The organism is Caulobacter sp. SSI4214 (assembly GCF_012184455.1).
Classification (GTDB): domain Bacteria; phylum Pseudomonadota; class Alphaproteobacteria; order Caulobacterales; family Caulobacteraceae; genus Caulobacter; species Caulobacter vibrioides_E.
In genome coordinates this window covers 1-12,585 of record NZ_SZWJ01000050.1, presented here as the reverse complement: position 1 = coordinate 12,585, position 12,585 = coordinate 1, and the positions used below count along the sequence as shown (strand labels likewise).

The following is a 12,585-nucleotide window of genomic DNA, read 5'->3' as shown; positions in this document are numbered from 1 at the left end:
TGGAGTTTTAGAAAAGCCGACCTTGAGTTTTTCTGGGAGCCACGCTGGAGCGTCGCGGAAGACGCGGGAATTCTCGCCGAGAATCAAAGGCTTGATTCTTGGTGGCAAAAAGCCGCCGCGGTCGTCCGCGACGGCTTTTCCCCATTCTTCGAAGCTTTGGTCGGGCGCGGAGCCCGTTAGAACATCGCCCGGCCGGCGAAGCGCAGATTGTAGCGGTGCTGCTTCTTGGTGGCCTCGACGCCGCCTTCCAGCGCCAGATACGACATCGGCGTGCCGGCCCGCAGGGCGAAGCCGGCGGTCAGGGCGCCGTTCCGATCGTTCATCGGCGTGATCGTGAACGGATTGCCGTTCTTGAACGCCGCGACCGTGTCGCCCAGCTCGCCCGCCAGGGTCTGGCGATAGCCGACGCGGATTTCCGGACGCCACCAGACGGTCTTGCCGAAATCGGCGCCCAGCACCACGCCCAGCTCGCCGCTGAGGTTACTGGAGCTGCGCTTGTCGACGGTGAGGTCGAAGCTGTTGGCGGGGTTGGCCACGGCGACGCCGTCGGTGAACGCGACATCGCCGCCTTCCACCCGCTTGCCTTCATCCAGATAGACGTAGTCGAGGCGCGCTTCGGGACGGGCGAAGAAGCGCCCGAACTTCTGCTCGTAGGCCGCGCCGGCGAAGGCGTTGGCGGTCAGGCCGTTCCAGTCGGCGCTGTTGCGGATGTTCTCGTCGGCGAAGCCGTTGCCGTTGAGATCCGGTGCGATGAAGCTGCGGTGACCGTTGAAGAAGCCGTAGCCCACGCCGCCGCCGGCGTTGAACCGCCAGCCGCCGATCGACCGGCGCCAGTAGGCCCCGCCCTGCACGAACGACGCCTTGGTGTGCTCGCCGACCTTGGCGACGTTGTCGTGCTCTTCGATGCTGGCATAGGCCAGGGTCAGGCCCAGCGCGCCGCCCGCGTCGCCCATGGCTTCGTAGCCGGCGACGAAGCCGAACGCCGAGGCCTTGTAGCCGATCGTATCGGCGTTGTTGTCCTGGCGGGTCAGGGTGTTGATTTCCTGGACCCACAGGCTGTCGGGGCCGTAGCGGTCGCCCGGATCGGGGCGCTGCATGGTGGCGGCCGAGATCTGCTGGTTGACCGCCTGCAGGGCGTTGAACACCCCCGCGCCCGTGTCGGGCAGCATCTGATCGTAGAGGTCGCGGAAGCCGTCGCGGGTGCTCTGGTTCAGGAAGGCGTTGGCCAGCTTGCCGTCGGCGCCCAGGGCGGCGAACACCGCGTCATAGGCCGAGGTCTCTTCGCGGTTGAAGCCGATCTCGGCGGCCGTGCGGCGGCGGACGTCGATATAGACGTTGTTGGCGTCGGCGCGGCTGCTGGCGACATACAGGTACGGCGACTGGGCCAGCAGGCCGGTGCCGATATTTCCGATGTTCAGGTTATTGCCCTGGATGACCGTGAAGCTGGTCGGCGCCTTGACGATATTGGCCAGGCGGATGCCCAACTCGGCGCCGTCGGCGATATTCACCGGGCCCGAGACGATCAGTTTGGTGTTGGTTCCGGCCGCGGGATCGGCCGAGAACAGCAGGTGGCTGCTGGAGCCCATCGACAGGCTGTTCACGCGCAGGGTGTCGGTGTTCAGGATGCCCAGGCTGCCGTTCGCGACCGAGATGCTGACGCCGCCGGCGTTGGTCAGATTGCCCACGACGCTGGCACCGCCGTCGATCGACAGGCGATCCTGGCCCGAGCCGAACGCGATCGAACCGACCAGCGTGCCGCTCCAGATGTTGACGGTGTCGTTGCCGTTCCCGAGCAGGATGTCGCCGACGATGCTGGGCGCGGCGGTCGTGGCCGTGCTGGTCGAACTGGTGGTGGTGTCGGTGCTGGGATAGGTGGTGGTCGAGGTGTAGTTGGCCGGTCCCGATTGGGTGATCGTCACGCCTTGGTTGTTGGCGCGTAGATCCATCGCGATGGTCCGGCCCGAGGTGGTCGCGGCGGGGCTCGGCACGGTGCCGTCGGCCTTGAAGGACGGGGCGGTGACCGCGGCCTTGATCGTGCCGGTGTTGGTGATGCTGGTCAGCGTTCCGGCCTGGTCGAGGATCGCAACCGCGTCGCCGGTCTCGCCCGTGCGGGTGGCCGAGATCGTGCCGATATTGCTCAGCGTGTTGACGTTGGCCCCGGACTCCAGCACCAGGCCGCGCGCGGTGGCCGTGACGCCCGATCCGGCGAACGAGGCGGAGGTCGAGGTGATCGTGCCGCGGTTCAGGAACTGGCCGATCGTTCCGCCCGACTGGACGTCCACGGCGGTGGAATTGGCTTCATAGCTCGAAGCGGCGATCTGGCCGTCGTTGCGCGCGCCGCCCGTGAGGGTGGTCGAGTAACCGCCGCCCGCGCCGATCTGCAGGCCGGTGGCCGCCACGCCGTTATAGACGCCCGTGCCGGTGATCGTGCCCTTGGCGACCAGGCCGTAGGCCAGGTCGCCGGCGCCGACCGCGCCCAGGGTGACATTCTGGCTGGTCGAGCCGATCAGCAGGGCCGGCGCGCCGCTAAACGACGAGATGCTGGACGTGCCCGTCGAGCTGGAGGTCACCGTGGTGACGGTGGTGTTGCCGTCCGTGCCGACGGCGGTCGAGTAGTTGGCGCCTTGCAACAGGACGCCGCCCGTGACGTTGCCCGCGACGCGGACGGCAGGACCGCCTTGCAGCAGGTCGTCGGCGCCCAGTTTGTTCAAGGCGTCCAGGGTGGTCGGGCGGGTGGTGTAGCGATAGCCGGTCGCGCTGACCGAGCCTTGCAGGACCATGGCGCCGTTGACGTTCGCGTCGATGGCCTGGGCCACGGAGTTGGCGCCCTGCACGGTGACCGAGCCGCCCAGCGTCACCTTGCCGGTAATCGGCGACGTGACGCGGACGCCGTAGCCGTTGTCGCCTGTGACGCTGATCGTGCCCAGATTGGTCAGGTTGCCGACCACCGGACCACCGATCAGCATCCCGGCCGAGTTGTTGCCGTGGATCGTGATCGTGCCGGCCGAGTCGTTGACGATGTCGCCGGTATGGGTCCCGGCGTTGGTCACCTGGATGCCGATCCGGTTGGTCCCTTGGGCGAACGGGCCGTCCAGGTTGCCGTCGTTGTTGGTGTCGGTGGGCGTATAGTCCTCGCCCAGCGAGATCGTGGCCGAGTTGGTCACCGTGCCGGTGTGACCGCCGATCACCAGGACGCCGACGCTGTTGTCGAGGTTGTTGGTCGACAGCGTGCCCTGGTTGGTGACTAGGTTGTTGCTGTCCAGGGTGACGATCGGGCCGGCCGTGGTCGGCTTGATCGAGCCGTTGGACGTGATCTTCACGTCGTCCGCCGCCGAGCCCGTGGCCGTGCTGGTCGCGATCGGCGTCGTGCGCGCGTTGGTAACCTGGGTCTCCGCCGACGCGGCGAAACCCATGGCCAGGAGAGGAGCGGCCGCGACCGTCGCGACCAGGACCTTGCGCTGCATTCCGAACGAAACCCCATGAGAACCGGCGCCATTAATGCGTGTCACGATGCGGCGAAATTGCGGTGAGTCCCGCTCGCGAAACGTACTAAGGCGCCAACCGTCTATCGCATGGCATGGCGGGGCGCCATATCTGGTTCTACGAATCGCCTCTCGCTTGAAACAGTGAGTTCCAGACATGCCGCCGGCGCAGACGCCCCCGGACGCCCCCGATCACCGTGTCGCGAGCGCGTTCTGGCCCGTATTGATCGGGCCCGGAGCCATATTGGGCCTGGCCGTGGTCGGCATGGCCCAGCCCGCGCCCGCCCTGGTCGCCGCCGTCGTCTCGGGCGCGGCGGCGCTGGCCTTGTCGCGGCCGAGACGACGGGCCCGCGTTCCCTCGCCGATTCCCGGCGCGGTCCCCGCCGTCGCCGCCGAGAGCGGCCCGCCGTTCGTCGCCATCCTGGACCGCTTGCCCGATCCGCTGATGGTCATCGCGGCCGAGGAAGCCGATGACCTGACTGGCCGACGCTTTCTGTTCGCCAACGCCGCCGCCCGCGATCTCTTCAAGATCCAGCGCCAGGGCGCGCTGCTGGTGACGGCGGTCCGCAATCCGCGCGTTCTGGAGGCGGTCGACGAGGCTCTGTTCGGCAATGTCGAGGGCGTGGTCGAGTTCGAGACCGGCGGGGCGCAGGGACGCTCCTGGCTGGCCCACGCGCGTCCCCTGAAGGACGCGCCCGGCCGCTCGCGCCTGGCCCTGCTGGCCCTGCGCGACGAGACCGACGCCCGGCGCAGCGAGCGGACCCGCGCCGACTTCCTGGCCAACGCCAGCCACGAGCTGCGGACCCCTCTGGCCTCGCTGTCGGGCTTCATTGAAACCCTCCGTGGCCACGCCAAGGACGATCCGGGCGCGCGCGACAAGTTCCTGGGCATCATGCTGGCCCAGGCCGAACGCATGTCGCGGCTGATCGACGACCTGATGAGCCTGTCGCGCATCGAGCTCAACGAGCACATCGCGCCTCTGGGCCGGGTGGATATGGCCATGGCCGCCATCGACGTGATCGACGCCCTGGCGCCGCAGGCCCGCGAGAAGGGCGTGACGTTCGATCCCGTCCTGCCGCCGCGCGGCGGCGCCGTGGTCGACGGCGATCGCGATCAGATCATCCAGGTGATCCAGAACCTCGTCGACAACGCCATCAAGTACACGCCCGAGCATGGCGTCATCCGCGTGGAGATCTTCCCGGGACTGTCGGCCGAGGCCGCGGCGGCGGCGCGCGATCCCGCCGCCTCGCGCCTGTCGCTGCTGACGCCGGATCACGACGCGGGCGAACGCTACGCCGTCCTGCGCGTCACCGACAGGGGGCCTGGCCTGGCGCGCGAGCACCTGCCGCGCCTCACCGAGCGCTTCTATCGCGTCGAAGGCCAGAAGAGCGGCGAGCGCTCCGGCACGGGTCTGGGTCTGGCCATCGTCAAGCACATCATGAATCGCCACCGGGGCGGCCTGACGGTCGAGAGCGTGCAGGGCGAGGGCGCGACGTTCGGCGTCTACCTGCCCATGGCCAAGGTCGGCGCGGAGCCCGCGCCCGCCCCGCCGCCGGCCGCGCCCGCCGAGGCCTAGAAGGCGGGATCAGCGCAAGAACAGCCGGCCCCTTCGGACAATGAGGATCCGAAAACGGTCAGTTCTCTCCCCGGCGGACGGCGCCGTTAACCCCAAGGATTTAGGGTGTCGTCAAACTGTAATTAAAACGTCGCATAAGGTCCGCGCCGGGCTGTCACTAGCGGTCCGAGGAAAGACGCGCGTGGGGCGCGGACTTCGGACCCTCGCCGAACCGATGCTGACCTGGCTTTCGTTTCTCGTTCTGGTGTTTTCCAGCCTGGGCTTGATGGGCGCCCGTCGCGGCGCTCTCGGGGACGGCCGCCAGACCGCGTTCGACGGCGAGCGCCTCGGCGGCGCGGCGTTCCTGGCCAAGCTGGTCAAGCGCGACCGGATCGAAGAGATATTCATCAATCGGCGCGGTCCGCGCGCCCTGTACCCTATCACCGGCCGCTTCGGCTGATCCGGGAGGAAGCAAACATGACCGAGCATACCGTCAAATCCTACGGCGAAGAGCTGGCGCACCTGACCGCCGAGGTCACGCGCATGGGCGGTCTGGCCGAGGCCCAGGTCGCCGACTCCATCGAGGCTATCGCGCGCCGCGACGGCCCCCTGGCCCAGGCGGTGGTCGGCGGCGACGAGCGTCTCGACGCCCTGCAGGCCGACATCGAGCGCAAGGCGTTCCGCCTGATCGCCCTGCGGCAGCCGATGGCCATGGACCTGCGCCACGCCGTCGCCGCCCTGAAGATCTCGATGAGCCTGGAACGCTGCGGCGACATGGCCAAGAACATCGCCAAGCGGGCGCTGATCCTGACCGAGGCCGACCCGATGACCGCCCTGACCCGCTCGATCGAGCGCATGGGCCGCCTGGTCCAAGGGCGTCTGAAGGACGTTCTGGACGCCTACACCACCTCGGACCTGCAGCGCGCCATCGGCGTTTGGACGCGCGACGAGGAGGTCGACGAGCACTACAATTCGATCTTCCGCGAACTGCTGACCTACATGATGGCCGACCCCCGGACCATCAACGCGTGCGCCCACCTGCTGTTCGTGGCCAAGAACCTCGAGCGCATCGGCGACCACGCCACCAACATCGCCGAGATCATCCATTTCGAACTGACCGGCGAAGAGCTGGTTTCGCAGCGTCCGAAGCTGGACGCGATCGCTCAATAACTCCTCGCGAGGCGGCCTGAAGTGACTCCTTACGTTCTGGTGGTCGAAGACGAAGACGCTCTGGCCACGCTTCTGCACTACAACCTCGACAAGGAAGGCTATCGCGTCGGCGTCGCCGGTGACGGCGAGGAAGCCTTGATCATGGCCAACGAGCGGGCCCCGGATCTGGTCATCCTGGACTGGATGCTGCCCAAGGTCTCGGGGATCGAGGTCTGCCGCCGCCTGCGCGGCCGGGCCGAGACCCGCAACGTGCCGATCATCATGCTGACGGCGCGCGGCGAGGAAACCGACCGCATCCGCGGCCTGGACACGGGCGCCGACGACTATGTCGTCAAGCCGTTCTCGATGGTCGAGCTGACCGCCCGCGTCCGCGCGGTGCTGCGTCGGATCCGTCCGGGCCTGGCCGACGACCGCATCACGGTCGGCGACATCGTCATCGACCGGGTGGCCCACCGCGTGAAGCGGGGCGGCAAGGAGATCCACCTGGGTCCGACCGAGTTCCGCCTGCTGGACTATCTGATGCAGCATCCGGGCCGGGTGTTCAGCCGCGAGCAGCTGCTGGACGCGGTCTGGGGCTCGGACGTCTATGTCGAGGCGCGCACGGTCGACGTGCACATCGGCCGTCTGCGCAAGGCGCTGAACGGCACGGCCGATGGCGACCCGATCCGCACCGTGCGGTCGGCGGGCTATTCGCTGGATCTCGACGCGGCTTAAAGCATCGCGCGGACCGGCGCCCGCCGCGCCGGAAGGCGCTCCGGATCGATTTTTGAATGACGCCCCGACGGGGCTGAACCGCGCGCCGCTCGTCGGCGCGCGGTTTTTCGTGCTGGCGCGAAGCGCGCGACCACCGAACCGAAAGGCGTTCTCGCGAGGAAAACGCGATTTCGCCCAAGGATGGTGAGGCAGAATGTCGCTATCCCGTGAGTTGTTTGATTCACCGCCGGTTAACCGTCCGCGGCTGAACCTCTTCAAGTATTTTTCGCGTAAATAGCCCTCTCGGCTTCAGTTTTACGTGATTTGTTTTGAGTGGTCGTTCCGAAGATATGTGCACCGGAAGAAACAAATTCCGATGTGAAATCGAGATTTCTCAAAGTCTGGCGAAACATAGCTACGGAAAATTCGTTCCCGTGTCTTTGCACGAATGTTGGATAGATCGATCTCTAGGAGGTCGCGAGGACTTCATTCGGCTGTTCTTCGTTTCTGCAACAGGGTTAATAATGGGCCGGAGCCTTCCATGCGCATGACGATCAAGCTCAAACTCGCCCTGACCTTCGGGGCGCTCATCCTGATGATGGCCGCCGCCACCTTGTTCGGCGTGCGCCAGTTGGGGGACCTCAACAGCGACCAGAAGGCCATGGTCGAGGGACCGGTGGCGCAACTCCAGCGCAGCCAGGCCCTGGGGATGGCGCTGCTTCAGGTGGTGCGCGCTCAAAAGAACATGGCCCTGGCCGATGACGCCGAGGAGCTGAAGAGCCAGAACGCCAAGGCGATCGACAACAAGCATAAGGTCGCCACGCTGCTCGAAGCGGGCCTTTCACACGCCTCGCCCACTGGCAAGCCGAAATGGGAGGCCCTGGCCAGCGACTGGGCGACCTTCGCCGAGATCGACGAGGCCATGCGTCGCGACATGATGGAGGGGCGGCGCGACCAGGCGATCGTCCAGATGCGGACCACCCAGCGTCAGATCACCAATCGCATCACGGCGACGGTCGAGGCCCTGACGGACGTCAACGAGAAGCTGCTGGCCTCGACCACCGCCGAAAGCGACCGAGCCTACGCCACGTCGCGCAACACGCTGATGAGCGTGATCGCCGTCTCGGTTCTGCTGGCGGTCGGGGCGGGGGTCTGGGTCGCCCGGACCATCGCGCGGGGCTTCGCCCAGATCGGCGGCCTGGCCAACGCCGTGGCCCTGGGCGATCTGGATCAGACCGTGACCGTCACCACCAATGACGAGATCAAGGATCTGGTCGAGACGGTCAATCGCATGACCGCCAATCTCCGCGCCACGGCCAGCCTGGCCGACCAAGTCGCCGCCGGCGACCTGAGCGTCGAGATCAAGCCGCTGTCCGAAAAGGACATTCTGGGCAAGTCGTTGAAGGGGATGGTCGCCAATCTTCGCCAGACGGCGGCGCTGGCGGACAAGGTGTCGGAAGGCGACCTGACCGTCCAGGCCAAGCCCCTGTCGGACAAGGACGTCATGGGGCTGGCCCTGCAACGGATGATCGACCGTCTGCGCGGCGTGGTGTCCGACGCCCTGGTCGCCTCCGAGAATGTCTCCGATGGCAGCCAGGAGCTGTCCTCGGCCTCGGAGCAGGTCAGCCAAGGCGCGACCGAGCAGGCCGCCTCGGCCGAGGAGGCCTCGGCCTCGATGGAGGAGATGGCCGCCAACATCAAGCAGAACGCCGACAACGCCGCCCAGACCGAAAAGATCGCCCGCCAGTCCGCGCAGGACGCCGAGGTGTCTGGCAAGGCGGTCGCCCAGGCGGTGGAGGCCATGCGGACCATCGCCGAGAAGATCACCATCGTTCAGGAAATCGCGCGCCAAACGGATCTTCTGGCCCTGAACGCGGCCGTCGAGGCGGCGCGGGCCGGCGAGCATGGTCGCGGCTTCGCGGTCGTCGCCTCCGAGGTGCGCAAGCTGGCCGAGCGCAGCCAGACCGCCGCCGCCGAGATCAGCGCGGTGTCCGCCGACACCGTCAAGGCCGCGCAGTCGGCCGGCGAGATGCTGGCCAATCTGGTGCCGGACATCCGCAAGACCGCCGAACTGGTCGCCGAGATCAGCGCCGCCTGCCGCGAACAGGACGTCGGCGCCAGCCAGATCAACGAAGCCCTGCAGCAGCTGGACAAGGTGACCCAGCAAAACGCCAGCGGGTCGGAGCAGATGTCGGCGACGTCCGAGGAGCTGGCCGCCCAGGCCGAGGAGCTGCGGACGTCCATCGCCTTCTTCCGCATCGACGGCGTCGACAGCCGCGCCATCGCCCGACCGCCCGCCAAGCGTCCCGCTCAGCCCGCTCGCAAGTCGGGCGGCCGCGCGCCCGTCGCCGCCCAGCAGGCCCGCGCCAAGGGTTTCGCCCTGGACATGGCCCAGGGCGGACCGGACCCGGACGACGCGGACTTCCGAGAGTACGCCGCCTGAGACGGCGCGGCGCGGGTCCGGCCTTGACCCGCGCCGCCGCGCGCGCCACACCCCGCGCTCATGGAAAAGCTGACCATCCTCCTCGTCGGGTCCGGCGGGCGCGAGCACGCCCTGGCCTGGAAGATCGCCCAGTCGCCGCTGTGCGGCCGCCTCGTCGCCGCCCCCGGCAATGCCGGGATCGAAGCGGTGGCCGAGCTGAGGAACGTCAAGGCGACCGACGCCGACGGCCTCGTGGCCCTGGCCCAGGAGATCGGCGCGGACCTGGTGGTGGTCGGCCCGGAATCGGCGCTGGAGGTCGGCCTGGCCGACAAGCTGGCCGTGGTCGGGATCCCCTGTTTCGGCGGCAGCCAGCGCGCCGCCCAGCTGGAAACCTCCAAGGCCTTCACCAAGGACTTCTGCCGCCGCCACGGCCTGCCGACGGCGGCCTACGGCGTGTTCGAGGACGCGGCCTCGGCCAGCGGGTTCCTGGATACGCTGACGGCGCCGTTCGTGATCAAGGCCGACGGCCTGGCGGCCGGCAAGGGCGTGGTCATCGCCGCGAGCCGCGCCGAGGCCGACGCCGCCGTGCTCGACATGCTGGGCGGCCGCTTCGGCACGGCCGGGGCCCGCGTGGTGATCGAGGAGTTCATGCACGGCGAGGAGGCCTCGCTGTTCGCCATTTGCGACGGCGAGACGGCCGTGTTCTTCGGCGCGGCGCAGGACCACAAGCGCGCCTATGACGGCGACGAGGGCCCCAATACCGGCGGCATGGGCGCCTATTCGCCGCCCCCGGCGCTGACTCCCGCCCTGATCGACCAGGCCTGGCGCGAGCTGATCCTGCCGACCGTCCGAGGCATGGCCGCCGAGGGCAATCCTTACGTCGGCGTGCTCTATGCCGGGCTGATGCTGACGCCCGCCGGGCCGAAGCTGGTGGAATACAATGCTCGCTTCGGCGACCCGGAGTGCCAGACCCTGATGCCGCGTCTGGCCAGCGACATCGTCCCGATCCTGCTGGCCGCGGCCCGGGGCGACCTGGCCTCGGTCGAGCCCCCCCGGTGGCGCGACGAGGCGTCGATCTGCGTGGTCCTGGCCGCCGAGGGCTATCCGGACGCGCCCCGCGTCGGCGGGCTGATCACCGGCGCCGAGGCCGATTTCGGAGACGCGGTGGTGGTCTTCCACGCGGGCGCGACGCGCGACGCCGAGGGGAGCCTGCGCGCCTCGGGCGGCCGGGTGCTGAACGTCTGCGCCCGGGGCGCGACCCTGCGCGACGCCCGCGACGCGGCCTATGCGGCGCTGGGGACCATCGGCCTGGAAGGCGGGTTCCATCGCCGCGACATCGGCTGGCGCGCGCTGTCGAAATAAGCCCGCGCTCTTCCGTTGCGAGAGGGTTGCCTAGGGCGCTTCACCCTCTAAACTCCGCGTTTAAACAAGCGTTGGGGAGATCGCGCCATGACGGACGCCGCCGAACAGTCCGCCCAGGACATGAACTCGGGCACCAAGCCGGTCGACCCGCGCCACGCGATCGACGAGACCAGGCTGGCGGCTTGGCTGGAGGCGAACGTCGAGGGCTATGCCGGCCCGCTGGAGGTGCGCCAGTTCAAGGGCGGCCAGTCCAACCCGACCTACCAACTGGTGACGCCCGCCAAGAAGTACGTCCTGCGCCGCAAGCCGCCGGGCAAGCTGCTGCCCAGCGCCCACGCCGTCGATCGCGAGTTCAAGGTGATCTCGGGCCTGAACAAGGCCAGCTTCCCGGTCGCCAAGGCCTATGCCCTGTGCATGGACGAGGACGTGATCGGCACGATCTTTTACGTGATGGACAATGTCGAGGGCCGGATCCTGTGGGACGGGACCTTGCCGGACTATCAGCCCGCCGAGCGTCGGGCGATCTACGAGGCCGAGATCGACACCCTGGCGGCGCTGCATAATGTCGACTATGCCGCCGTCGGCCTGTCGGACTTCGGCAAGCCCGGCAACTATTTCGCCCGCCAGATCGATCGCTGGACCAAGCAGTACAAGGCCTCCGAGACCAAGACCATCGAGGAGATGGACCGGCTGATGGACTGGCTGCCCCGGACCGTGCCGGCCGACGACCAGACCTCGATCGTCCATGGCGACTACCGCCTCGACAACATGATCCTGCACGCCACCGAGCCGCGCGTGGTGGCGGTGCTGGACTGGGAGCTGTCGACCCTGGGCAATCCGCTGGCCGACTTCAGCTACTTCCTGATGAACTGGGTGATGCCGTCCGACCAGCGCGGCGGCCTTTCGGAGATCAAGGACCTGGAGGCCTACGGCATCCCGACCATTCCGCAGGCGGTCGAGCGCTATTGCAAGGCCACCGGCCGCGACGGCTTGCCGGAGCTGGACTGGTACTTTTCGTACAACCTCTTCCGACTGGCCGGCATCTGCCAGGGCATCGTCGGACGGGTGCGCGACGGCACCGCCGCCAGCGCCCACGCCCAGCTGATGGAGGCTCGCGTGCCGGTCCTGGCCAAGGGCGCCTGGGACTTCGCGCGCAAAGCGGGCGCCTGAGGCGCCTACTCTAGGCGCGGGCGAACCGGGCGCGGTAAGCGCCGGGCGTGGTCGCGAAATGACGCCGGAAGTGGTGGCGTAGCGCCGGCGCGCCCAGGCCGACGGCCCGCGCCACGTCGTCTATGCCGGCGGCGGTCGTCTCCAGGAGGTCCCGCGCCCGGTTCAGGCGCTCGGCCAGCAGCCAGCGGGCGGGCGTCGCGCCGGTGGCCGCCTCGAACCGCCGCAGGAAGGTCCGCTCGCTCATGCCCGCCGCCTTGGCCAGGGCCTTGAGGGTATGGTCGCCGGCCAGGTCGGCGCGCATCCGGTCCAGGATGGGGCTCAGGCGCGGCGCCTCGTGGGGAACCGGGACGGGCCGCTGGACGAACTGGGCCTGACCGCCGTCGCGGTGCGGCGGCACGACCAGCCGGCGGGCCACGGCGTTCGCCGCCTCGGGACCGAAATCGCGCCGGATCAGATGCAGGCCCAGGTCGATGCCCGCCGCGCTGCCGGCCGAGGTCAGCAGGTCGCCCTCGTCGATATAGAGCACGTCCGGCTCGACCGCGATCGCCGGATGGCGCTCGCGCAGGGCCTGGGCGTAGCGCCAGTGGGTCGTGGCCCGCCGGCCGTCCAGCAGGCCGCTGGCCGCCAGCACGAAGACGCCGGAGCAGATCGACATCAGCCGCGCGCCCGCCGCGTGCGCCGCGCGCAGGGCGTCGATCAGCGGCGCGGGGACGGGCGCGTCCAGGCCGCGC

The 12,585-nt window shown here is 68.6% G+C and carries 9 protein-coding genes; 7 read left to right on the top strand and 2 right to left on the bottom strand.

The window, feature by feature from the left end; translation table 11 throughout:
* Positions 1-176 precede the first annotated feature (176 nt).
* Positions 177-3,464: an autotransporter outer membrane beta-barrel domain-containing protein gene (locus tag FCU40_RS14735; protein WP_175582085.1), complete on the bottom strand. Its 3,288-nt coding sequence runs from the start codon at positions 3,462-3,464 to the stop codon at positions 177-179.
* Between the two features lie 175 nt (positions 3,465-3,639).
* Here FCU40_RS14735 and FCU40_RS14730 point away from each other — a divergent pair, with 175 nt between their 5' ends.
* From FCU40_RS14730 to FCU40_RS14700, 7 genes are all read left to right on the top strand, one after another.
* On the top strand, positions 3,640-5,058 hold the full coding sequence (locus tag FCU40_RS14730; RefSeq protein ID WP_004615743.1) for an ATP-binding protein: 1,419 nt from the start codon (positions 3,640-3,642) through the stop codon (positions 5,056-5,058).
* A 181-nt stretch (positions 5,059-5,239) separates the two neighbouring features.
* Positions 5,240-5,497: a hypothetical protein gene (locus FCU40_RS14725; protein WP_168075884.1), complete on the top strand. Its 258-nt coding sequence runs from the start codon at positions 5,240-5,242 to the stop codon at positions 5,495-5,497.
* 17 nt (positions 5,498-5,514) lie between these two features.
* On the top strand, positions 5,515-6,207 hold the full coding sequence (gene phoU / locus FCU40_RS14720; RefSeq protein WP_168075883.1) for a phosphate signaling complex protein PhoU: 693 nt from the start codon (positions 5,515-5,517) through the stop codon (positions 6,205-6,207).
* A gap of 21 nt (positions 6,208-6,228) precedes the next feature.
* A complete protein-coding gene (phoB, locus tag FCU40_RS14715) occupies positions 6,229-6,921 on the top strand; it encodes a phosphate regulon transcriptional regulator PhoB (protein WP_004615740.1) in 693 nt (230 codons plus the stop codon).
* Between the two features lie 520 nt (positions 6,922-7,441).
* A complete protein-coding gene (locus tag FCU40_RS14710) occupies positions 7,442-9,343 on the top strand; it encodes a methyl-accepting chemotaxis protein (RefSeq protein ID WP_168075882.1) in 1,902 nt (633 codons plus the stop codon).
* A gap of 60 nt (positions 9,344-9,403) precedes the next feature.
* On the top strand, positions 9,404-10,684 hold the full coding sequence (purD, locus tag FCU40_RS14705; RefSeq protein ID WP_168075881.1) for a phosphoribosylamine--glycine ligase: 1,281 nt from the start codon (positions 9,404-9,406) through the stop codon (positions 10,682-10,684).
* Between the two features lie 87 nt (positions 10,685-10,771).
* Positions 10,772-11,854 (top strand): phosphotransferase family protein, encoded by a 1,083-nt coding sequence (locus tag FCU40_RS14700; RefSeq protein ID WP_004615737.1) that lies wholly within the window; start codon positions 10,772-10,774, stop codon positions 11,852-11,854.
* Between the two features lie 10 nt (positions 11,855-11,864).
* On the opposite strand, the gene FCU40_RS14695 is transcribed toward FCU40_RS14700, so the two are convergent.
* Positions 11,865-12,585, bottom strand: a 721-nt coding sequence (locus FCU40_RS14695; RefSeq protein WP_168075880.1) for a helix-turn-helix domain-containing protein, incomplete at its 5' end; no start/stop codon positions are given.